The 24,261-nt window shown below is 39.8% G+C and carries 17 protein-coding genes, 1 pseudogene and 1 other annotated feature; of the genes and pseudogenes, 8 read left to right on the forward strand and 10 right to left on the reverse strand.

The features are described from left to right. Positions 1-268 precede the first annotated feature (268 nt). Positions 269-566 (reverse strand) — a sequence feature (23S ribosomal RNA rRNA prediction is too short). Positions 567-2,082: 1,516 nt separating this feature from the next. After that, the gene (locus tag FJG96_RS00075) at positions 2,083-3,159 is read right to left on the reverse strand and encodes a YrzE family protein (RefSeq protein WP_139412234.1); all 1,077 of its coding nucleotides are present in this window, start codon (positions 3,157-3,159) and stop codon (positions 2,083-2,085) included. Positions 3,160-3,668: 509 nt separating this feature from the next. Here FJG96_RS00075 and pyrF point away from each other — a divergent pair. The 5 genes and pseudogenes from pyrF (at position 3,669) to FJG96_RS09165 (ending at position 8,991) form a co-directional block, all read left to right on the forward strand. After that, positions 3,669-4,514: an orotidine-5'-phosphate decarboxylase gene (gene pyrF / locus FJG96_RS00080; protein WP_139412312.1), complete on the forward strand. Its 846-nt coding sequence runs from the start codon at positions 3,669-3,671 to the stop codon at positions 4,512-4,514. A 582-nt stretch (positions 4,515-5,096) separates the two neighbouring features. Then, positions 5,097-5,458, forward strand: a pseudogene (locus FJG96_RS00085) (helix-turn-helix domain-containing protein). A gap of 387 nt (positions 5,459-5,845) precedes the next feature. Further along, a complete protein-coding gene (gene hisS, locus FJG96_RS00090; RefSeq protein WP_139412235.1) occupies positions 5,846-7,333 on the forward strand; it encodes a histidine--tRNA ligase in 1,488 nt (495 codons plus the stop codon). A gap of 903 nt (positions 7,334-8,236) precedes the next feature. Then, positions 8,237-8,782: a replication protein gene (locus tag FJG96_RS00095; protein WP_139412236.1), complete on the forward strand. Its 546-nt coding sequence runs from the start codon at positions 8,237-8,239 to the stop codon at positions 8,780-8,782. Positions 8,783-8,868: 86 nt separating this feature from the next. Continuing rightward, on the forward strand, positions 8,869-8,991 hold the full coding sequence (locus FJG96_RS09165) for a hypothetical protein (protein WP_281278963.1): 123 nt from the start codon (positions 8,869-8,871) through the stop codon (positions 8,989-8,991). 359 nt (positions 8,992-9,350) lie between these two features. Here the strand turns inward: FJG96_RS09165 and FJG96_RS00100 are convergent, their stop codons facing one another. Then, the gene (locus FJG96_RS00100; protein ID WP_139412237.1) at positions 9,351-9,875 is read right to left on the reverse strand and encodes a peroxiredoxin; all 525 of its coding nucleotides are present in this window, start codon (positions 9,873-9,875) and stop codon (positions 9,351-9,353) included. Between the two features lie 220 nt (positions 9,876-10,095). Between FJG96_RS00100 and FJG96_RS00105 the strand changes: the two genes are divergently transcribed. From FJG96_RS00105 to FJG96_RS09170, 3 genes are all read left to right on the forward strand, one after another. Then, positions 10,096-11,736: an alpha-D-glucose phosphate-specific phosphoglucomutase gene (locus FJG96_RS00105; protein ID WP_139412238.1), complete on the forward strand. Its 1,641-nt coding sequence runs from the start codon at positions 10,096-10,098 to the stop codon at positions 11,734-11,736. A gap of 268 nt (positions 11,737-12,004) precedes the next feature. Beyond that, positions 12,005-12,340 carry a zinc ribbon domain-containing protein YjdM gene (locus tag FJG96_RS00110; protein ID WP_139412239.1) on the forward strand — a complete coding sequence of 112 codons (336 nt, stop codon included), beginning with the start codon at positions 12,005-12,007 and terminating at the stop codon, positions 12,338-12,340. Positions 12,341-12,470: 130 nt separating this feature from the next. Continuing rightward, positions 12,471-12,593 carry a hypothetical protein gene (locus tag FJG96_RS09170; RefSeq protein WP_281278964.1) on the forward strand — a complete coding sequence of 41 codons (123 nt, stop codon included), beginning with the start codon at positions 12,471-12,473 and terminating at the stop codon, positions 12,591-12,593. Between the two features lie 303 nt (positions 12,594-12,896). Here FJG96_RS09170 and FJG96_RS09175 read toward each other — a convergent pair whose 3' ends face one another. From FJG96_RS09175 to FJG96_RS00140, 8 genes are all read right to left on the reverse strand, one after another. Then, complete coding sequence (locus FJG96_RS09175) at positions 12,897-13,019, reverse strand: hypothetical protein (RefSeq protein WP_281278965.1); 123 nt, start codon at positions 13,017-13,019, stop codon at positions 12,897-12,899. Positions 13,020-13,613: 594 nt separating this feature from the next. After that, positions 13,614-14,192: a NifU family protein gene (locus FJG96_RS00115; RefSeq protein ID WP_005774797.1), complete on the reverse strand. Its 579-nt coding sequence runs from the start codon at positions 14,190-14,192 to the stop codon at positions 13,614-13,616. Positions 14,193-14,254: 62 nt separating this feature from the next. Beyond that, the gene (locus tag FJG96_RS00120) at positions 14,255-14,746 is read right to left on the reverse strand and encodes a universal stress protein (protein ID WP_139412240.1); all 492 of its coding nucleotides are present in this window, start codon (positions 14,744-14,746) and stop codon (positions 14,255-14,257) included. Positions 14,747-14,809: 63 nt separating this feature from the next. Next, positions 14,810-15,880 (reverse strand): tryptophan--tRNA ligase, encoded by a 1,071-nt coding sequence (gene trpS, locus FJG96_RS00125; RefSeq protein ID WP_139412241.1) that lies wholly within the window; start codon positions 15,878-15,880, stop codon positions 14,810-14,812. A 59-nt stretch (positions 15,881-15,939) separates the two neighbouring features. Beyond that, positions 15,940-17,511, reverse strand: a complete 1,572-nt coding sequence (gene murJ, locus FJG96_RS00130) for a murein biosynthesis integral membrane protein MurJ (protein WP_139412242.1) — start codon at positions 17,509-17,511, stop codon at positions 15,940-15,942. 834 nt (positions 17,512-18,345) lie between these two features. Beyond that, the gene (locus FJG96_RS08710; RefSeq protein ID WP_180338202.1) at positions 18,346-18,501 is read right to left on the reverse strand and encodes a hypothetical protein; all 156 of its coding nucleotides are present in this window, start codon (positions 18,499-18,501) and stop codon (positions 18,346-18,348) included. Positions 18,502-18,648: 147 nt separating this feature from the next. Then, a complete protein-coding gene (locus tag FJG96_RS00135) occupies positions 18,649-21,870 on the reverse strand; it encodes a BID domain-containing T4SS effector (RefSeq protein WP_139412243.1) in 3,222 nt (1,073 codons plus the stop codon). Positions 21,871-22,236: 366 nt separating this feature from the next. Then, the gene (locus tag FJG96_RS00140) at positions 22,237-24,198 is read right to left on the reverse strand and encodes a BID domain-containing T4SS effector (protein ID WP_139412244.1); all 1,962 of its coding nucleotides are present in this window, start codon (positions 24,196-24,198) and stop codon (positions 22,237-22,239) included. Positions 24,199-24,261: the final 63 nt, after the last annotated feature.

Genomic DNA, 24,261 nt, shown 5'->3' on the forward strand with positions numbered 1-24,261 from the left:
TGCTCTCTATTCCCCTTTATGTGCCATCAAGATAAACACCATGAAAGCATATGTTACTGTGCTCATATAGTCGACGACAACGCTAGAAAAATATCTCCAGTATAAATAAACACATTATGCGCGCAAAAGTTAAAAACGTCAAAAAATGACACACTTCCCAAAGCATTAAAGACCTAAAATAACACTTGCAACCATTCTACTAGCGGAGAAAAAACGCAGGTGAAGCTATGTTGAGGGGCTGGGGGCGCGTCGGAAATCTTTCCGCATATTATCCGTTGAGCGATGGCCCTTCCACACGGGACCACCGGATCACTATGACCGTCTTTCGACTCTGCTCGACTTGTCAGTCTCACAGTCAGGCAGGCTTATGCCATTGCACTCAACAAACGATTTCCGACCGTTCTGAGCCTACCATCGCGCGCCTCCGTTACTCTTTAGGAGGCGACCGCCCCAGTCAAACTACCCACCATACACGGTCCCGAATCCGGCTTACGGACTGCGGTTAGACATCCATAAAGAACCTAATGGGCCGTAATAGGGGGTAAATGCCACTAAACAGCTTTCTTGCTAAGGCTAGAAGGTAGGAGCCTAGAGATATGGCATTCTGCGCAATAAAAGCTTCGCAAGAGCAGAAACTCTATCGATACTTCGCTCTCGAAAAGAAACTTGAAAAATAGATTATATGCTTTGCGATATCTTGCCCCTTGTCACATCTGTAGAGCGCATATCTCTACTCTTAGCGCAATATGCTCTTCCTTTTTTACTGCGACATTGTTCCATTATCCATCGGTACTCCTCCCATCCGGGAGGCTTTTTGCCTTTGCAGATATGACACTAACCTTATGAATTTTAGCAAGCAACTTCTCCATGCTAAAAATTTGCTCCCTTAAGTTCAAGGTCTCTTTGTTGCTATTTTATATTTTCTACACCCCTCTTATCCTTTAAAAAAGCGGAGAGAGAAACAATGAAATAATAAAGCAAAACAAACGCTGAAATATTGAATGGGAGAGAAGGAGAAAAACAAGGATAACGAGCGGTGAAAAACAAGAAATAAGACCCATAAACTCTCAAGCTTTCCCCTCTATAAAAATATGGGGGTGAGCGATGAAACTTTCCTTAACTCTGAGAGAGTATGCATCAGAATTATACTGCTGGGCTTTTATATCACTTTAACATCACACATAAGCCAACCTCTTGCAAAATAGTGTTGATTTTTTGTCTCTTAAAATCAGACAGAAATGGTGTGAGAAGGTCCATAAAAGGCTATGTTCCTAAATATTGGACCGGTTCTTTACTTCTCAAAAAGAGAAAACGGAGCTTTGTATTCTCATAACGGTTAGGCTAGAGAGTAAAAGTAAAATAGGGAAAGGCGGAAGGACAAGAGAAAGATATTGATCCGCGCTTTAAGAAAATGGGGCATATGGGTTATGGGGTGTTATCATTTGAAGCGGATGCGTAACGCATTTACAAGATCACTGATGTGTTCAGAGCGCGCGCGTTTTATCTGTGGGGGATAATTTTTGCATGCATCTTGTGCGTGCAAATACTCATGTTCTCTTTTCTTTTTACTTCACCTCCAGTTCTTTCACTCTGTGGGGGAGGTTTGCTTGCGCCAATGATCATTGCAAGGATGTGATGTGGGGTTATTCTCTCTATTGATTTTGGGCGTGCCGTGTGATGTTCCCCTTTATAGTCGCGTAGTAGAGAAGACTCCGTTTGCCTATGGTGGGAGGTAGCTTTTTAAAGCTAAAAAAAACGAGAATGATGATGGGGGCTGGGAGTGGCAGTGAGGTCAGAAAGCTATAGGCGCTGAAAACGCGATGTTATTCCTTATAGAAACAGTGAATTTTATTGCCTATGGGAAATCAAACCAGACTGTTAATCCTTAAAAGACCATGGAGGGTATATTTGCTCATTGATTGAGAATAGATATCTCTTTAACAGTCTTTTTAATATTCGCAGGTCTTTTGTTTAAGGAGTATGGGAGCAATGAAGCATAAAGAACGGCTGAGATATTAAAAAAAATAAAAAGCTGTACATTTTTGTACAGCTTTTTTTACGCTTGCTTGAAAGCTAAAAATTTTAAAGTTTGAAAATATCCTTACGGCTTCTGTAACCATAATAGCCACAAATACTGGAAATGATAGCGCCTATCAAACTCCCTAAAAAGCCCCACCATCCCATGTGTGATGCTTTTGTCGTAACTTTATCAGCTATGTGAAGAGCATTTTTTGTTTGTGTTTCAAGCTTTTGAGACAAGGTATCGGTTTGTTTTTCTAGTGCTTTGAGGGTTTGTTCTGTTTTTTCCTCTGCACTTTCATAGAGTTGAACGGCGTGGGTGGCTGCCGTTTGTGCATCTGTACGCGACATGCCATTGTTCATCAAGGCTTTGATGATATCACTTTGATTAAATTTTGTCGTCAGCGTTTCTAGGCGATTAGAAAGGCTATTCCCTAGATTTTTCAGAGTGGTGCGATAATGCGAAGGATCATTTTTGAAAGCGGTGATGGCAGAACCAATATCGCTGAGCGCAGCCTGATAGGTTTGTTTCAAGCGTTCAGGATTGAGAGCTGGAATATCGCTTTTTTTGAGTAGCGTGCGCAACTCATTGCCCAGTTTATCAAAATTAATCCCATTGTCACGGGGTTCTGCAAAAAACTTTTCAAAATTTTCGCTGTTTAATTTTGCAAGTAGAGAGGGAAGGTTGTCGACGGTTTGTTCTATCATAGACGCGCTTTTCCCAACAGCTTTAGCGCTTAAGTTTGCTGTATGTGAAATCACGTGGATGGCTTGGAATGTCATCAGCAGTGTGATGAGAGCCCAAGTTAAGAAACCGTGAAGAGCGCCAGAGATTTCAGCAAAACGCCCAGCAACAAAGCCTCCACTTGCAAGACTGATCACCATAACGATGAGCGAGCCAATACCCATTGAGAGGAAAGAACCTCTAAAAGGGGAGGACGAGGTAAAGTCCATTTGGCTTAAGCCTAAAGCGGCTATGAGGAAAGACAGGCAGATTGAAACAGCAAGAGCTGTAACCAGTCCAGCAAAAATGGCGGACCATGAAATAGGTGTATGAAAAAATGAATATTTTGTCTCTAGAGATGTTTCTTCTAGAAAATTCGTATCGAAAGGTGTTTTTTCAGGAATGCGGGTTTCCATGTTTTATCTCCTTGAATATGCTGGAGATACAATGTCTTTTTGCCAATTATGTTCCAAAGTTTATAGCCCATTATGGATAATTAGGCTGCTAAAGGCGAATAAGAAAGATCGAAAGTTAAGATTGAAAACATCAGGGTGAAGCATTTTTTAATTTTTGTTTAAAGAACATGATCGAGAATTAGTGTAAAAAAGAAGCGTGAAAAAGATAAAATGGGGGGCTTTACGAGGGCATCGAACAAAATAATATGGACTGTTTTTTGTTCCTATTCTGTCATCAAGTTTGAATTTTTCATCTCATGACAACGTCTTGATTGATACAAGTATTTTGATCGATCAACATGCGATAAGCTTTGTAAATGGGAATATCTTTCATAAACAAACGCAGATTTTGTCTATAAGAGCAATATGAGAGCGCTTTCTTAAGGGTGTCAGGCGCGTATTCTTTTGACAAATGCTTTTCTTTTTGATTGTATCAAAAAGTTTAAAGAGAGACCGTGTTAGGATATCAAATGTTTTGTTCAACTTTTTTTAAAAACAGTGAAAAATATGGACCCCTTTGTGTAGGTTTTGATCCGAGTCATAAAGTTTTGAAAGCATGGAATTTGAGCCCAGATGATAAAGGTCTAAAAGATTTTTGCGATATCCTCTTAACAGCGGTTGTGGGGAAGGTGGGGATCATAAAGCCGCAAGCGGCATTTTTTGAGTTATATGGGGTGGAAGGGCTTCAAGTTTTGAAAGAACTCATTGAAAATGCACAAAAACAAGGTTTGTTGGTTCTCGTTGATGCAAAAAGAGGGGATATTGGCTCTACGGCTGAAGCTTATGGACAAGCTTGGCTTGGTTCCAATAGTCCCTTCAAAGCCGATGCGATAACAGTCAATCCTTTTTTGGGGTTTGATGCTCTTATTCCTTTGATAAAGATTGCAGAAGAAACAAAAACAGCGGTTTTTATGGTTGTTCAATCGTCTAATCCAGAGGGAAAACAAATTCGGAATGCTCGCATTGGGGATCAAACGGTTTCGGTCCATTTAGCGCAGCGTATTTATGACTATAATAGCCAATCTTCAAGTCAATATCGCCATATTGGACCTATCGGAGCCGTGATTGGCGCAACATTAGGCTGTGAAGCAAAAGAGACAATTGAACAGCTAAAAAATAGCTTATTTCTTGTTCCAGGCATTGGGGCTCAAGGGGGAACTATAACACAATTAACTCAGCAGTTTCCTCAAAGGCTATGGCAGAATATTATTCCTTCAATTTCAAGGTCGATTACAGAGGTTGGTCGAAATCCTGTTGATTTAAAAAATGCCATTCATCACTTTGCTGAACAATCTAAAAACGCGCTTCTCTCTTAAATTTGGGGTTCTTACTGGGGGAGGGCTCTTCCTGATCAAAAAGTTCTACTTTTTGATTGCGTATGGGGGCTCTCTTCTCTCAATGACGATGTTTTTATGGGATAGCAGAAGAATCATCCGTCTTGAGACCGCGTGAAGGACAAAATAAAAGCTGTTTTATTGATTAAGGCCCCTCTCTAGAGGGGGCGTTTAAGAAACAAGGGTGAGATCCTTTCGTGAAATGGGAGGCTTGGGGATATGATTTTGATGTGTGTGTGTTCAAGAATTTGAGAAGCCGATAACTTCTCATGAAAAATAAATTCTGCGACCTCCTGAAAAACTATTTTTATTGCAAAAATCCTGAAATTATTTTACACATTAAAAAATGTTTTTGGTCGTATACGCGGCGACCCAAGTGGGCCTTGAAAACCCTAATCCTTAGCGTGAAAATAACCCCCCACTTTGTGGGTGTCTCGGAATTCCGGGAGATTTTGCACTGTCTAGGTGTGTCTTACGCACTAAAAGCAAAATGCTGACTCGGATTCAGTTTTTTCAAGCTCCCGGAATACCAATGCGAGGGCGCTCGCACTCGGTGGGGGGCGAATGCAATCTCAAAATCTTAAACTTGATCTTTTTGTTGGCAAAAAATTCGCTTTAGGCGAAAAATGTTGAGAATGACTCAAAAAACATTAGGAGACGCTTTAGGGGTAAGTTTCCAACAAATCCAAAGGTATGAAAAAGGCTTAAACCGTGTAAGTGCAGGACGTTTAAAGGAAATTTCCGATATCCTAAAAGTTCCGGTTTCCTTTTTTTATACGGATATCATCACAAATGAAAACATCCCATCCCATCATGATGAGATTGCCTCAAATAGAGAAGAATATTTGCTTTTAAAAAGTTTTAGAGTTTTGACCTCTGTCAAACAAAAAGCCATTTTAAAATTAATTTCTGATCAGAAGATATGATGTATGGCGCTCCCTTCTCTCTATTTCCTTCTGATCTTAAAAGATGCGGATTTTTCACGCACACTGATTTTTAAAAAAGTCATTTGTAAACAGTCCGCTGTCTTGTCTTACTTATGCCCTGCTGCCTTTATATGAATAGATGAGCGACGTCTCTTCATAAAGACCCATGAAAGTATCTAGAAACATCTTATGGCAATAATGCGCTTGTTTCGCTTTGATCTTTTAACGGTTTTCAAGGATAAAGGTTTTTAAAGTTCTACTGAACCGTAGACAATAGAAAGCCTCTAACATGTTGTTAAAAGCTTTAAGGGCGATAAAGTCATTGCAGCGTTTGTTGCTATGGGATAATGGTTATCCGTAAACACCATATTGTTGCTAGAGAATAACATGTCATTGAAACAAGAAAAAACCAAAGCCCGTTTACCTCGTGGTTTTGTGGATCGTACAAGTGCACAATTGTATGCAACCGAAACCATGATTGCGCAAATTCGTGAAGTTTATGAACTTTACGGTTTTGAAGCGCTTGAAACACCCATTTTTGAATATACGGATGTGTTGGGGAAATTCTTACCAGATTCCGATCGTCCCAATGCAGGGGTTTTTTCGCTTCAAGATGATGATGAACAATGGATGTCTTTACGCTATGATCTAACGGCTCCTCTTGCTCGTCATTTTGCGGAAAATTTTGAAACGTTAGCAAAACCCTATCGCAGTTATCGGTTGGGCTTTGTTTTTCGCAATGAAAAGCCTGGTCCAGGGCGGTTTCGACAATTTATGCAATTTGATGCAGATATCGTTGGAACACCAACCGTTGCAGCAGATGCGGAAATTTGCATGATGGCAGCCGATAGTCTGGAAAAAGTAGGCATTGCACGCCATGAGTATGCTATTCGTTTGAATAATCGAAAAATTCTCGAAAGTGTTTTGCAGATGATTGGTTTAGGAGAAAAGGAGCAGCTTGATCGCCGCTTAACTGTTCTTCGAGCCATGGATAAACTGGATAAATTTGGTCCTGAAGGCGTGCGTTTGCTTTTAGGCAAGGGACGTTTGGATGAAAGTGGTGATTTTACAAAAGGGGCTGAGCTTCAAGATAAAGAGATTGAATGTATTCTTTCCTTACTCACGATAGAAGCAAAAACGGCAGAAGAAACCCTTGATGCTCTCAGAAAAATCGTTGGTCAGAGTGCGCAAGGTCTTGAAGGGGTTGGCGAACTTGAGGAAATGCAAACAATCTTTGCCGCCAATGGGTATCACAATCGTATTAAAATTGATCCTTCGGTGGTGCGTGGATTGGAATATTATACGGGACCTGTTTTTGAGGCAGCATTGCTTTTTGATGTTCTCAATGATGAGGGGCAAAAAGTTGTCTTTGGCTCTGTTGGAGGAGGGGGGCGTTATGATGGGCTGGTTGCGCGTTTTCGTGGGGAAAATATTCCGGCAACAGGCTTTTCAATAGGGGTTTCACGTTTGATTGCTGCTTTGCAAAATCTGGGAAAATTACCAGAAAAAAATACGTGTGGACCTGTTGTGGTGTTAATGATGGATAAAGAGGTAGAAGCTGTTGCACGCTATCAAAAAATGGTCATGAAATTGCGAAATGCAGGAATTTGTGCAGAACTCTATTTGGGGGCATCGGGAATTAAAGCGCAGATGAAATATGCTGATCGGCGAAAAGCGCCTTGTGTGGTGATCCAAGGGGCACAAGAACGTGAGAGTGGAAAAATACAGATCAAAGATTTGATTGAAGGAGCGCGTTTGTCTCATGAAATTAAGGATAATCAAACATGGCGTGAAAGCCGTCCTGCACAAGTGATGGTGGATGAAGAGCAATTGGTGCAAACCGTACAAGATATTTTGGAAGCCCAAAAACGCTAATGGTTTTTTTTAAAAAGAAATGACAGGAAAGAGCTTGAATATTTCTCCTTTAATTTCACGGTATTTGCCCATGAATGCGATAAGGATAAAGCCCCAATCATATAAAATCTATTGAGATCTCCATCTTTATGCTTGTGAAGGAGTAAACCGGCACCATCTCACACTTTTCCAGCTCTGGAATGTTGCGGACTATTCCTTGGTATTTCTCGATGATTCATGAAAAGGCATTTTTATTGTACAATTTTTACTCACACGCCAACCCCGCTTGTGATGTGCAAGCCAATGGTTTTAATTGAGGCAAGATAAACAGGTTTGAAATAAGAAAATTTTACCATCTTCGGTTCCTTGCATTCAATATGCAAAAAAAAGTTATTTATCATTATAAATCAATGTCTTATTTTTTTAAAGATCGTGCGGCATAAAAAGAAGATCTTTTTAAAAAGTGCTTTTGTATTTATGATAAAATGAATGTTTTGAAGGGTGAAAAAAGAGATCTTTTTAAGGTGTGGTGAGAACATCTTCATGCGGTAAAATAGGGGGTGACTGAAGCGTTTGAGATTTTTACCTCGACCCTCTTTAGAAAAATCGATGATTTATCATGCAAAATCCAATCGTTTTTAGAATATAGACCACTTGTATAGGGGGTCATTTTTGAATTTTCATGGGTTAGTGCCCTATTTTCCACCGTTTTCTTCATCACAGTCTAAAATTTCACATCCCTGAGAGATAAAAGAGATCTTTAAGCGTTTTCTTTTAGAAGATTTTTTCGTCCCAAAAACAACGGATAACTTAAATCAGACAATTTTTAAAGGGAGAATATGAGGGTTCATTGTAAGATGTTACAGTGATAACTCATTGAAATAATTTATTTTTCATAAAGAATTTTTTAATGGAGAAATCAAAATGGCCCGATATGATTTTACCGTGTTATATGAAAGAAATCCTTTTATTTTGAAAAAACCAGAAGATATTGGAAAATCATTTAAACTTCCTCCTTCAGGTTTTGGATTTGAAAATCTTCCACAAATTGCCTTTTCAGGTGCCTCGTCGTGTCGGCGTATGATTTTTGGATTGTCATTTAATGGAATGAAAGCTTTTTTTATGATGTTGTGGCAAGTAGGAAAAATGCTCGATGAGGGGGATGATGTGGATTTATGGTTTGATCAGATAATGTTGGATCATGATAGTCTGGAGGAGTTTTTGGCTTGTGATTTTTCAATTCAAGAGCCAGAATATCTTAATTTTAAAAGTTTTAAAGAGGGGCTTAAGGAATTAGAAGAGAATAAGATTGTCGCGAAGGGGACAAAGGAAGACTGTTATTTCATTAATCCCGATATTTTTGGTCTGCCTGAATGTGATGAAGATTTAGAGCTCGATGAAGAGGAAGAATTAGAAGAAGAAATGAAAGAACACTTTGCGGTAGAATATCCCAATAAACGCCTGCTTTAACCCTTTCTCTCTCAGAGAAAAATAAAAGCTTAGAATAAATAGCTATAAAATAGTAACGTTGCTGGTTGTGTGAATGGGAATGTGTTTTGATTTATCCTCTTTACCAACAGTTATGGGGGCTTATGGATGCAGGGTTGTTTTATGCCCTCTTTTATTTTCTTGATCATCAGATCAATTTGACGCGTGCGCTTCTTCAAACAAATCATTGATCTGTATTTTTCTTCTTGATGTTTTTGTAAAACCTTGGATGATCAATTCTTTTGGAATTTAAGAGCATCTATGAGAGGTATCTCTCGTTTTTCAAGTGTGTTGTCCTCATTTATGATTCATCGCATTATTTGCTTATGATGTGCAGCTCCGTGATTTTGATTGATTCAAGATAAATAGATTTTAAATGGAAGAATATGACGATATTTTAAGATCTAATCCAAGTTAAATAATGCTTCAAGGATCATGATCAATCAAAATGTTGTCAGGAAGAGATGTTTTTTTAAATACAAACGACACAAATTTCCCTTTCTAGAGAAATCTGTGTCGTAAAATTTAAATAGAGGATTTTGGATTTGGATTAGCTTTTTAAAGCTTTTAAAACATTTTGTGGTGAAGAAACTTCATAAGGATCGGTTGCGCAATTGTCTGACAAACCTGCTTCTTCAAACCATTGTTCAATCACACCATCATTAATCACAGCAGCATAGCGCCATGACCGCATGCCAAAACCGACATTGTCTTTTGCAACCAGCATACCCATTTTGCGTGTGAATTCACCAGAACCATCAGGAATTAATTTCACATTTTTGATATTTTGTGCTTTTCCCCAAGCATTCATGACAAAAGCATCATTGACGGAAAGGCAATAGATTTCATCAATACCCGCTTGTTTAAATTCATCATAGAGTTTTTCAAAATCAGGCAGTTGAAAGGTTGAGCACGTGGGGGTAAAAGCGCCTGGAAGAGAAAAAAGAATAACGCGTTTTCCTTTAAAGTAAGCATCGCTCTTAACTTCTTGCCACCGATAAGGATTATCTCCACTTACTGATTCATCGCGGACACGTGTATGAAATGTAACATTGGGAACTGTTTTTTTCATCATATGGATGCTCCTGTATTTTTTTTTACGAAAATTGTGTTTTAAAACAGCCCTCGTATCTAAAACCATATGGGAAAGAACGTTTTAAATAAAAGGGCTTCTTAAAAAATTTTGATCTCTAACAAGTGTGCAAATATTTCATTGTTCCGTCAAGTGGAATTAATGATCGACTTTGAATACTCTTCATCTTAAAATTAAAGGAAAGCATATGAAGGTATGACCAATGACCATAAAGACAGTTTTGACCACGGCTTTTGAGGGGCAAAAACCGGGAACATCTGGTTTGCGCAAAAAAGTCTCTGTTTTTCAACAACCCCATTATGTGGAAAATTTTATACAGTCTCTTTTTGATAATATTGGACCTCTTGAAGGAAAGCTGTTGATTCTTGGGGGCGATGGACGCACCTTTAACCGGACACTCCTTCAGATTGTCTTGAAGATGGCAGCAGCGCATGGTGTTTCTCGTGTAAAAATCGGAAAAGGGGGGCTTCTTTCCACACCGGCTGTTTCGCATCTTATTCGTAAATACCATGCGCATGGTGGACTTATTCTTTCTGCAAGCCATAATCCTGGGGGGCTAGATGGAGATTGTGGAATAAAATACAATATTGCCAATGGGGGACCTGCACCTAATTCTTTATGTGAGGCTATTTTTGCAACATCGAAACAGCTTTCCTTTTATAAAATTCTTGAAGCACCAGATGTTGAGTTAGATCGCCAAGGGATAACCTTTATGGGAGAGATGCAGATCGAGATTATTGATCCTGTTGCCGATTATGTTGCTTTGATGCAGGAAATTTTTGATTTTGATTGTATTGCTAAGGCTGTGACACGAGGTTTGACTTTTCGCTTTGATGCTATGCATGCGGTAACTGGACCGTATGCCCATGAAATTTTTGAAAAATGCTTAGGATTTTCTAAAGGGACGGTGGTCAATGGTCTTCCTTTACCAGATTTTGGAGGCGGTCATCCTGATCCCAATTTGGTTTATGCCAAGGCTCTTTATGATTTATTGATGTCAGAGCAAGGACCAGATCTTGGTGCCGCATCTGATGGTGATGGTGATCGTAACCTCATTATTGGACGTCAGCAATATGTCTCACCTTCTGATTCCTTGGCAATTATGGTAGAACATGCCCATCTTATTAAAGGGTATCGTCAAGATATTATGGGGGGCATTGTGGGGGTGGCTCGCTCTATGCCAACAACGCCTGCTGCAGATTTGGTTGCTGAAAAATGCGGATTAAACTTTTTTGAAACGCCAACAGGGTGGAAGTTTTTTGGAACGCTTTTGGATGCTGGGAAAGTAACCTTTTGTGGTGAAGAAAGCTTTGGAACCGGCTCTCATCATATCCGCGAAAAAGATGGTTTATGGGCTGTCTTATTTTGGTTAAATCTTTTAGCTGTAACAGGAAAAACAGTTGCACAAATTGTGCAACAGCTTTGGCGCACCTATGGGCGCTTTTACGCACTGCGTCATGATTATGAAGAAGTTGAAGAAGACAAGGCTTTGGCTTTACTCGAACACTTGCGAGCGCACTTACCACAAGCCGGAACCGAAATTGCTGGATTTCTGGTCAAAAAAGCAGATGATTTTACTTATCATGATCCTGTTGATCAGAGCGTGAGTACGCGCCAAGGGATCCGTATTTTTTTCGAGAATGGCGCACGATTGGTGGTTCGTTTATCGGGAACAGGGACGTGTGGTGCGACCTTACGGCTTTATTTTGAACAATATGAAGGGGATCCGCGCAGACACAATTTAAACCCCCAAGAGGTTCTTCAACCTTTGCAACAGGTGGCTCTAAAACTGTTAAACATACAACAAGAATTGGGACGAGATCACCCTGATATTATCACATGAGATCATGGGCATGTTTTTTGCAAAGATATGATGATTGATCACATTCGAAAGGTTTCGATTGATTCAATATAAGAGGATTTTATGGTCTATGAGGGGTATTGTATAATGTTATAAACGCAGCGATTGTAGGGGATGATCGCATTTATGAACATAGGTGGCAGATCAAGAGGAAATAAAAGAACATGTTTTTCTAAAATAATGGACAATAAGCTCTTCTTGCTTTATGACCCATCATCATGAATGGTTTTTCTTAAATAAAGGGGAATTTATGACCCAATATCCCAAGTGTCCTCGTTGTGATGGTCTTTATACTTATGAAGAGGGTGAAAATTTTGTGTGTCCTGAATGCGCACATGAATGGCCCCAAAAGGATGATGATACTGTTCTTTCCGAGATTGTTTATGATGCCAATGGTCAAATCTTGACCAACGGAGATACCGTTATGGTGATAAAAGATCTGAAAGTAAAAGGCGCTTCCTCTGTTTTAAAAAGTGGGACGAAGGTTAAGAATATTCGCTTGGTGGAGGGGGATCATAATATTGATTGCAAAATTCCTGGGATTGGACAGATGGGGTTAAAGTCGGAATTTGTTAAAAAAGTTTAGGCGTTTATCCTTTTGCTATTGTTTTTGCCTTTCGTTGGTTTGCTGTTTTCATATTCTGCTTCAATAGAGTTCTTTTCCAATCGTTCTGTTCTTATTTCATAGATTATGCTCATCCGATAGATACAATATCTTGGGGATACAAAACTATGTCTTGCGAGAGAAAGTGCTGTCTTTTATTTCAGATATGTCTGTTGGTGATAGGGACTGGATGTTCATTGATATGAAGAAAACAGGAAAAGAACGCGCTTTATGAGAAGAATAATACCGTAAAGTAAGAAATTGATGATGGCTTAATTGAAGGAATTTTTTCCTCTTTTATCAGATCATTTCCAAAATAACCCTCAACGATTTGGCTTTGATTGATTTTTTTAAAGGTTTTGATCTCTTTTGCATCTTCATTTGTGAAGATAAGAGTAAAGGGCGTAGAGGTGGAATTCTTGATTTCAAGAAGAGGAAAAGCCGCAATGATCTTTAAAAAATATCTTTCTTTAAGATGTTTTTAACCTCTTTCACAATGAGACTTATGAAAATGGTATAGGGCAAGCACCGTTGAGCGTTATCGTTTTTGTGTTTCATAAAAGGATAAGCCAATACCATCACATACTTTGCTGGTCTTTAATGTTGCAACAGCCTTTATATTTGTCCCGATGGTTGCATTCTTATCGTTGAAAATGTTCATAAGAGGTATCGTTTTTGTTATCTTCCAATTTGTAATGTGTTCGTGAATGATTTTGGTTGATGCCATAAAGACAATTGAAATGAGAAGACTGTTAGGATTCCCATGAAAGGTATAAAAGCGTGCCTCTTATCAATTGGTTGTTATAAGAAGAAATTTACGGAATTTTATCGTCGGAAATACTCAAAATGATGGGACGCAAGGGGACAAGTCTGTGCTCTGTCTTATATTCTTTTCTTTTTGAATGGCCCCTTGTTTTTGGGGATAAAATGGCATAACAAGGTTATGAGGCAAAATAAATTTAAAGTGTGTCTCTGCCTACGCGTTATCCTTGCATGTATGTAATAGGTTCGTTGAAACGATGCCTCTAAAATATGTCTCTAAAGGGGGAAAATATTTTGAGACATGAGGGGAAGTGAAAGGAAAAATTCTCATTTTCTAGGATTTTTTTGAAGTCGTATTGTCTTTTTATGACAGCATGGTTTGCATCTCAAATGATGAGAGATAAAATGGTGTAAGATTTTTGCACCCCATGTTTAGAGCGTTGGTGAAAAGAAATAATCCATGGGATTGTTTTATCTATTGAGGTGTCAATACTTATTGTGGCATGGCTTCAACGCCTAAAACTTCAGGGATAAAATGACGTAAAAGATTTTCAATCCCATGTTTAAGTGTCGCTGTTGAAGAGGGACATCCAGAGCAGGCGCCCCGCATATTGAGATAAACAATGCCATTTTCAAACCCGCGAAAAGTAATATCACCCCCATCATTGGCAACGGCTGGGCGAATACGTGTTTCAAGCAGCTCTTTAATGGTTAAAACAATATCAGCGTCTTTTTCGTCATAAAATTCTTCATTAAGGGCATGGGCTTTTGCTTGTGTTGTAGCGTTGGTGGTAATGACAGGCTCATTGGAGAGAAAATGCTCCATAATTGTGCCTAAAATGACAGGTTTGAGATGTTGCCATTCTCCTTCTTTTTTGCTTACAGTAATGAAATCATAGCCTAAAAAGACACCATTGACATTGGGAATATTAAATAGTTTAGCTGCCAAAGGTGAACTTTTAGCCGCTTCTTCACGGTCGCGAAACTCTAAGACGCCTTCAGAAAGGACCACCCGCCCTGGGAGAAATTTAAGTGTTGCAGGGTTTGGGGTGGTTTCAGTTTGAATAAACATAGACTCTCCTTTTATCATGAAGAATTAGATAAGATCATTCCATTTTTAAAATATTGTATTTTTTAGGCAATAGACTTAATATCTTCATCAGCAAGATTGCTAGGAATGACAATGACAGGGATTGAAAAAGCTGTCCCTCTATTCCCGATTAATTGGATAAGGGGGCCTGGTCCTTCTGCATGTCCGCTGGCGGCTAAAACAATCAGTGCAATTCTTTTATCTTCGTCAATCAGTTTAGAAATTTCATCAATTTTTTTTCCTTCACGCACCACTATTTCTGTTTCAAGCGCATGGGAGGTGCGGACATCACTGGCAATGTCTCCTAATATTTTATGAGCACTTTGCGTTGATTCTGTGCGCATAACATTGTTTACACCCAGAAAATGTTGAAATTCTGCACTATCAACAATACAAAGCAAGACCAAAGTTCTCTTGGTGTTTTGGGCATGTTGTGCGGCGAACGCAACAGCACGCCGACACTCTGGTGTCTCATCGATGATGACAAGATTTTTTTTCTTAGGCTCTTTTTTCGGATTTTTGGGTTTAGAAATCATGCACTTTCTCTATTTTGTACAAACGATTTTTTTGCTCTCTACAGTTTTTTTAGGGTATTGTTTTTATGTATTGTGCAAAAATCCAACAATTTCACGAATTTTTTTCATATTTTCTTCTGCAAGCATACTAGCACGTTCTGCGCCATCATGCAAAACAGAGTCAATATAACCACTTTCTTGATGAAGGCGGCGTAATTCTTCTGTTATAGGGGCAAGCTTATGGACGGCAAGGTCGGCTAGAGCTGTTTTAAAATGTGAAAATTGTTGACCAGAAAACTCTAAAAGAACCTTTTCTTTACTCACTTTGGCAAAGGCGGCATAAATACCAAGCAGGTTATTCACTTCTGGTCGTTCTTTTAAAGCGTCAAGAGAATCTGGAAGAGGCGCAGAATCCGTTTTGGCTTTGCGTATTTTTTGGGCGATAAGATCTGCATCGTCGGTCAAATTAATGCGTGAGAAATCTGAAGGATCTGATTTTGACATTTTTTTTGTCCCATCACGCAGGGACATAACGCGTGGGGCGGTTGTTCCAATCAGTGCTTCTGGGAGGGGAAAAAAGCTTGGTCTTTTTTCTTCATCCGTTGGCATAGAGATGCCAAAATTTAAGTCAGCAATACGGTGTGCATAATCATTGTTAAACTTTTGTGCAATATCGCGTGTGAGTTCAACATGCTGTTTTTGATCTTCCCCTACCGGAACATGCGTTGCACGATAGACTAAAATATCAGCCGCCATCAAGGTGGGATAGGCAAAAAGCCCAAGGGATGCTTTTTCGCGATCTTTTCCTGCTTTATCTTTAAATTGTGTCATACGTTGAAGCCAACCGATACGGGCAACACAATTTAAAATCCAAGCGAGTTCAGCATGTTGAAAAACACGGGATTGATTGAAAATAATGTGTTTTTGGGGATCAATACCGGCGGCTAGAAAGGCGGCTGTCACTGTTCTGGTGGATTCCTGTAAAATAAGGGGGTCTGGGTTGACGGTGAGCGCATGCATATCCACAACACAATAGAGGCAGTGATAAGCGTTTTGTAGTTCAACCCAATTTTGAAGGGCTCCAAGATAATTGCCAAGATGTAAGTGACCACTCGGTTGTACGCCGGAAAAAACAAGGGGAGTGAAGGTATCCATAGGAGTGTGCTTTCTAATTCAAGGTTATTCGTTTTATTATTTTTGACAAAGTATAGAGATTATGGACGTTTTTTCAAATTTTTAAGCGTGTGAAAAAAGGAAAGGGGGTTGGATAAAAAATAGGCAATAAAATAAAGTGAGAATATGCCAAGCATGATCCCTGCTAAGGTACTGAAACGCAAGAAAAAGGAGGCTTTTGAAGATAAAGAAAAAGATAAAAATCCGTACACATGTAATCCGTAATAGAGGACGAGTGCACTCAAAAGGGAAGCGATTATGAGGCATAATATTCGCTTGATCAGTTGGGTGTCATATTTCCAATACCCTCGTTTGATGAGAACACCCCAAAGCAATAGGGTATTGACCCATCCAGAAGTAATTTCCGCAATAACAATGCCGCGTGCGGAAAAGGAAGGAAATAATGTTAAAGCGAGGCTGATATTGATGAAAACACAAATGCCCGTAAAAATCATCGGTGTTTTGGTATCTTCATGGGCAAAAAAATTAGGAATAAAGACCTTGATGAGTACAAAAGCTGGAAGTCCTAGTCCATAAAGTTCTAATAACTGTGCAACATGCTGTGTTGATTGATCGGTAAATTGTCCACGTTCAAAGAGTAAACTAACAATGGGGTGGGAGAGCAGCAAAAAAGCGATGGATGCTGGAAGCGTTAACAGGAGTGTAAATTCAATAGAGCGGTTTTGCAAATGGTGGGTTTCTTCCTGATTTTTGCTCCGCAACGCGCGGGTTAATTCTGGTAAAAGAACAGTTGCAACGGCAATGGCTATCACGCCTAGAGGCAATTGATAAAGCCGATCAGCATACATCAAAGAAGAGACAGCCCCTGATTGACTAGAAGCAATGTTGGTATTGATGAGCAAATTAATTTGCGTGATACCACCCGTGATGGCTGCAGGGAATGCTAAGGTTAAGAGCTTGCGTACATTAGGGGTTAAATGGGGACGACGGAAGAAAATTTTCATGCCACTTTGACGTAATGCAACCGCAATTAGGAAAAGTTGAAGAAGGCCTGCCGCCAACACACCCCAAGAGAGATTTAAGCCGATGTGCCAAGCGTCAAGTTGATAGATCCAAGCATAGGCGAGCACACCAATCAGAATAATATTTAAAAAGAGTGGCGCAACGGCGGCAATAAAATAGCGGCGCAAAGCATTGAGCATGCCCCCCATCATCGCAGCGAGCGACATGCAGGTTAAGTAAGGAAACATGATCGCAGTAAAATGAATGGTGGCATTAAATTTTGTGGCGTTTTCGCTAAAGCCTGGCGCAATAACAGTTCGCACCAAAAAAGGCATACTCAGTTCCATCGCAATGGTTAACAGTAAAAGCAGCGAAAAGAGAACACCAAAGACTTCTTCTGCAAATTTGCAGGCAGATTCTTGACCATCTTCAGTGATTTTTTTAGCAAAAAGAGGAATGAAAGCAGCATTAAAGGCACCTTCAGCAAAAAAACGGCGGAATGTATTGGGAAAACGAAAAGCAGCATTAAAAGCATCAGAAACAGGACCCGTCCCTAGCGCTGCTGCCATAAGCATTTCACGGATGAAGCCAAAAATACGGCTCATAAGGGTTCCGGAAGCAACTGTTGCAATTTTTTTAATCAATGTCATAAAAAATATATCAGGTTTGTGGTAAAAGAAAAGCGGTGAGTAGAGAAATAAGCCGTTTTAAATCATAAAAATCTGATCTGTATTCCCATACAAGAATATATTTGTGCAGCGTTTTACGACGGTGTTTATCTTTCTGTCAACAATGGTTGCGTGAAGACTTTTAACATGCTCCTTGTTTTAGTTGCCTTACAATTTTTATTATTGCCATAAAATCATTAAAATTTCTTTTTCAAAATGAAATATGGAAGCGATATCATAACAGTTTAGGGATATAGAATGCCCCTTTCTCTCTAGGGGGGTGATGTTCGTGGAGCATGTATTCAAATGCGCCGTGTTTTACATGAGAGACGTGATCCATTTGTGCGCTTATGAAGTAACAAGCTGGCTCACCTTTACACACCTTTCCAGCTCTAGAATGTTGCGACAGACTTTGCATTTAGACGATTCATGAAAAGGCATTTTACTCTTTTCTTAATTCATTGTGATCCCTACGTTAATCCCATCTGTAACGTGCAAACGAATGGTTTTGATTGATGCAACATAAAGAAATTTGAAATGAGAGAATCTTACGATTTTTGGAGCTCTCATTCAACATGCAAAGTAGTGAATACTCATCATAAATCAATTTATGATACCCTATTTAAAGATACGCAAATAAAATAAAAACGTGAAGCAATGCGCTATTTGCATTTTTGAAAAAGATAGAGGCTTTTAAAAGCTTGTCAGGCTGAGCTCAACGGTGATGGCAACGCTCATGTGAGGGGGGGGGGTACTTTTACAGCTTTACAGCTTTATGTTCTCTCCAAATAAGGCAGCCTTCTTGTTTCAGAGATTCTATAAATAGAGGATGGCAAAACGTAATTTTTCAACAACATCTTGCCTGTTTTTAGCACCACTGGCAAGGGCATTATAGGGAATGAAAGGGATGAATGATCTTTTCAAAAATGACCAATCCTTATCAATTGTTCTGCTGAGATTCCTGTTCATCATTGATGGGGCTTTTTCTTTGTTTATTGAAAGTTTCTCTCTTATGGCTTTCGCATTTCGTTGACGCACGATTGATTTGCCGATGAAGGTAGGGGATAAAGCTTATCTTTTTTACCCTCTCTGGTAAAAAAGATAAGCTTATATGAATTTTTAGAGAGTCATGGCCTTTGCGTGCTCTGTTTTGTGAGAGGGCATATTTTCTTGTCTCTTGATGTTTTGATAGATATTTTTTGGTATTTTTTGTGCTTTACTTGCTTCTTTATCAAGGGTGTTTGACCATGTTTTTTCAGTGTTTTTCTTGGATAACTGCTGTGGGAGAGATTGATGCTGCTTTGGTGCTAAGCGGTTACTCAATTGGTGGTCATAAAAAGCCAAGGGGTGTATATTTTGTTCTATCTCTTTTGTCTGCTTGACGATTTCCAAAATCTCTTTTGCTTTGACAGCTGATGTGCCAAGACTCTTAGCCAGTTTTTCGGGATTATTTTCTTTTATTGCTTCATGCTCGCTTGAGGATAAGCGTTCATTGATTTTTTTGATATAAACTCTCATTTCACCTCTTAATTCAGGAGAGTTTGATAAGGTTTCTTGCTGCTGTTCTTTTGGCAAGGAGAGGAGATTTTGCATCCAAACCTTAGGCATTGCGACCGACTGTTCACAGCGCCTTTGTTTGGCGTGATGGTCATGGAGAATGTCTTTTTCTGTTTGTTTAAAAATATTGATATAACAATCAATGGCTCTACAGAGGGGCAAAATATTGGCTTCAGCATTGGCGCGCGCGTTATTTTTTATGCCCAATATATTGCTCCCAGACAACTGAGCAATCGATTGAGGAGATGTGGCAATTTGATGGGTAAGCTGTTCTCCTTCCCTGTGATTTTCATGGATTCTCTCAATTCTTTCCTGCAAAATATGTCGATTGCCATAAATGATGTGGCACAAAGTTTCGATTTCTGTTCTTCTTGCTTGAAGTGATACGTTGTTTTTTATCCTCGTGGCAATTTCGCTGCTTGTAAGAGGCGCTATTTTTTCTGCGGGGATCAGCACCTCTTGTGGGTGTTGAGTGCTTGGTGCTGTAAAGGAGAGGGCATCACCCATTTTTAATGTTTGTATTTGCTCTGGTGTAAGATCTTTTTTATTTCCTATGATGAAAGTCCCGTTGGCATCAAGCATGAATCCGTTGGGGCCACTGCCTCTATAGAAGCCTGTATAGGTATGACCTTCTTTTGCTGTCATAATCAGATGATGATGAATATTCTTAAGCCCAATATGTTTCATATTGTCTACGAATTCTTTTAGAATAAGTATTTTTTCTGGATTGGAGATATCTTCAAGCAGATGTTTCATCATTTCCTTATCGTTATGTGTTAGCGATGCAATGCTGGCAAGGTTCATGCGTTTTTCTGTTACAAGAGAAAAGTCGAGTGTGTGTCCTGCTGCTTGAGCGAGTTTTTCAAAAAACATTCGTTGTGTGCGTCCATTACCTTCTCTGAAAGGGTGCGTATAGTTGAGCTGTATCAACATTTCAGCGGCATGTTCAACAAACGTTTCGCGGGTTAAGCCTTTTAAACTATTTGTTTCAGCAAGTGTTTTATCTAAATTTTTTAGTCCTTCTTGTATTTGTTTTTTGGATGCAAAATGAACGCCGGCTTTTTTCATCTCTAGCATATAAGCAACGCTGCCATCTTCAAATGTAAATGGTTTATCGCGTGTTTGACCTGCCCATTCAAAAGTTTTTTTAAACAGGGTATGATGAATATATTGGAGATATGTGGAGGTTAGCCTTTGTGGTGGCTCTTCTTGGCGCAGATGAATGATTGCTTTTGCTGTATCATGGGCACATTGTTCTTTTAATTGTTCAGAGTCTTTTATTCCGTATTTATTTTTTAAAGTGATACTGTTTGGGTAAAAGAAATTATGGGACGCTGTATGATCTTTTTCGATTTTGAGCGATGAGGAGAATTTCTTCTGTGAGGTGAGAGGGGTGGTGTCTGTTTTCTCCCAGTATGCCATTGCTTTTTTTGGGGGGGACTGTTTTGCTCTTTTTTGATGATCAGAGCCTGTTTCCTTGGTCATTTGGACAGATATTTGATCCGTTGTTGCTGTATGGCTCATCTCTAAAATGGTTTTTGGGAAATCTTTTTGCGTTTGCCTCATAGAGGAAGCAGAGTGAACCATGGGTTGAGCCCTTTGTTCTTTTTCTTGCAGGCTTTGGGGCATACTTTTAACGCTGTCATTTAAAGCATGAGAGGCAATCCATGATGCAAAATGGGCTTTTTCTTTTCCCTTTGTTGGAATGGAGGCGCTGTCTTTGCTCTTTTCAGTTATTTCATCGTTTTTCAGAGCCTCTCTTTTTTCTTCTGGCAGCAATGTTTTTTGCTGGGTTTGTTGCTGTTTTTTGTCTGGGCTTTGAGCCTTTGGGACTGTAAAGGAGAAGGTTTCACCACTTGTTAATGTTTGTATTTGTTCTGGTGTGAGATCTTTTTTATTTCCCAAGATGAGTATCCCTTGAGCATCCATCATGAAGCCCTTGGCTCCACAGCCTCTATAGGTCCCATGATAGGTTTCGCCTTCTTTTGCAACGACAGTGAGATAATAATTTTTTTCACCCATTCCAAGCTTTTGCATAGAGTTGATGAATTCTTGTAAAATGAGCAATTTTTCTGGATGGGAGATATCCTCAAGCAGATGCCTCATAGGTTCTGGATCACCATGTTCCATGGCGGCCATGCGGACAAAGTCTTTGCGCTTTTTGCTCACAACAGAAAAATCGAGCGTATGGCCTGCTGCTTGAGCGAGTTTTTCAACAAACAGTCTCTTTGTACGCCTATTACCCTCTCTGAAAGGATGCAAGTGATGTAAATCGATCATTATTCCAGCAGCATGTTCAACAAATTCTTCGCGCATTAAGCCTTGTAAATTCTTTTTTTCAGCAAGAGTTTTATCTAACTTTTCTAGTCCCTCTTGTATTTTTCTGCCTATCGCAAAAGGTTTTGTAAATTCGGCTCTTTTCATAATGGGCATAGAAGCAACAGTGTTATCTTCAAAGGTAAATGGTTTTTCGCGGGTCTGGCCTGCCCATTCAAATGCATGAGAAAAAAGGCGATGATGAAGATATTTGAGATAAGCAGCATCAAACTGTTCTGGTGGGGGCTCTTGGAGAAGTTTGATCATTTCTTTTTTGACATCATCAGAACAGCGTTCTTTTAAGATCTCTTTATCTTTAATACGGTATTTATTTTTAAGCACTGTGCCCTTGGGATAGAAAAAATTTTGTGCGGCTTCATTGATTTGCTTTAAAACGGCTGCATCTATTTGTTGTTCTTGTAACTCTTCCTGTGTGGAGGAAGCACCCTGTTCTGTGTTTTCTTTCATGCATATTTCCTTTCAAATTTTTTAATATTTGTTTTTTAAAAAGCTTCTTTTTTGCACTTTTTGCCTTATGTTGTTTTTATTAAGTATTTTCTTCTTCAAAGAAGGATGTCGATTTGAATGATAGGAAAAATTTGACTCTCTTCGCATGGAGCCAAGTTGATGATGGCGCAACGTCAATGTTGGTCATTTTTATGAAATGTTATCGTGCAATTTTATTTAATGCGTTTTGGCAGAGGAGAGTTTATTCAAATTTTTCTGTAGGTTATACGCTATCCTTGGTGCAATTTTGACCTTGGTGCAATCTTGGCAATATAATTACATAATTGCACCAAAGTTTTCTATGACAAGCCAAAGGTGATGAGACTATCACGACAAAGCCATGGCTTTTGATGCTTCACCTCTGCGCGGGCGAATAGGAGAGTGCTCTTCTTGTCTCGATGTTTCAGAAAGCTCTTGACGTCGCTTTGTTGTTGAGCGCTCAGGCAGCTGCGGGGTCTCTGATAGGCTTTGCTGCTTTTGCAATTTTTTATCGAGATCGCTAAGCGGTTGATGGCGTTGTTGTTGTTCCGTCTGATGGTTGTGAACAATGGTTTCTCTTAATTGCTTTATCGTCTCACCATAATCCTTAATGGCGGTACAAAGGGTAGGAAGATTTTCTTCAGCGGCTTTGCGTGCACCATTTTTTATGCCAAGGGCTTTTCTACCAGCAAGGGGAGCAAAAGAGGTCGGATCCTTTTCAATTTGAAAGACAAGCTCTTCTCCGATCTCTGGAATTTTGTGCATATCTTCCATTCTATATTGCAAAATAAATGGATCTTTATAGACAATTTTGCTCCAATATTGAACTTCTCTTTGACTATATTGAACCGATGGATCTTGTTGAACTCTGCGGGCAATTTCCTGATTGGAGAGAGGCTGGATTTTCTTTTCTGAATTAAGCCGGCTTTGTGTGTGTTGAGTGATTGCTTCTTCCTGTTGCGCGTGTTGATGCTGTCGTTGTTCCCCGTGAGCACTCTGTAAAATATTCTCTTTTGCATATTTTGAGGTATATAAAAAACCGTTAATGGCTTCACACAGATTAGGAAGTGTTTCTTCAGCTTGTTTGCGCGCTCCGTTTTTTATGCCAAGAACTTTTCGACCCGCAAGCTTAGAAATAGACTGAGGGTTTTCTGTAACATCCCATAAGAGCTGTTCTCCCATAGCAGGGTTTTCTTTGATCTCTGCTATTTTTTGTTCTAAAATAAGCCGGTCACCATAAACCTTTCCGCATAAAAATCGTATTTCTTCTTGATATGCTACGAGCAAGAGTTCTCTTTCCATTGTATTAAGAGAGGCTTTTTGTTCCTGAGACGGTTTTGGCTGTCTCATGGCTGTTTGTGCGGAGGCTGTTTTTTGAACGACAGCATCGCTTGGTTTCCTCTCTTCTATTTGGTGCGGTTTTCTTGAACGAGGGACTGCATAGGTTCCACTGTCTTGTGATGATGAACTGCTTTGCTGCCTAACTTTCCTCTGTTGTACTGTTTTGGGTCTAACACTTGGGGCGAGGGTTTCAGGATTTTGGATTTTTGCATCGATTGGTGTCTTGTCTCTTACGCGTTGGTGCGTTTGCGCTCTCGGTGTTGCATAGGGACTTTCTTCTTTTTGAACGGTTGGTTTTTGCAGGATTCTATCTTTTGCACGCGGAGGTCTTTGTGGCGCGGTTTTTATGGCTGCGGAGGGGCGCTCGAGGGTTTCAGGATTTTGGATTTTTGCGTCGGTTGGTGTTTTTTCTCTTCTGCGTGGAGGAGGGGGTGGTGCCATTCTTTTTGTGGCGGTGGAAGAGGATTCAACTTGTGGGCTGTTTTGTTGTCTCTCTTTTGCACGTGGGGGTCTTTGTGGCACAGTTTTTATGGCTGCGGAGGGGTGCTCGAGGGGTTCAGGATTTTGGATTTTTACGTCGGTTGGCGTTTTCTCTCTTCCGCGTAGAGGAGGGGGTGGGGCCATTCTTTTTTGGGTGGTGGACGAGGATTCAACTTGTGGGCTGTGTTGTTGTCTCTCTTTTGCACGTGGGGGTTTTGGCGGTGCTACTTTTGTTTGTAGAGGAGGCGTTTCTTGAGTTTCAGGCTTTTGGATTTTTGTGTCGCTTGGTGTTTTTTCTCTTACGCGTGGGGGTGGTGGTGGCGCAACCTTTGGAGAGGGTGACAAATTTTCTGGCTGTTTTTGTATAGATGGTTTTTGCGGTTTTGGAGAAATTGGGGGAGGGGGGGTTCTGGTGGGGGATTGTTCAGTTTGTTGTTGAAATTTTTCCATCATTTCGGCGATAAAAGGGGAGGGATTTCTTTTTTTCATGCATGGTCCTTTCAAACTCTTCCAATATTGTTTTTAAATACTACGTAAGAATGTGCGTTTGTG

The sequence above is a fragment of the Bartonella mastomydis genome (genome assembly GCF_900185775.1).
Lineage (GTDB): Bacteria > Pseudomonadota > Alphaproteobacteria > Rhizobiales > Rhizobiaceae > Bartonella > Bartonella elizabethae.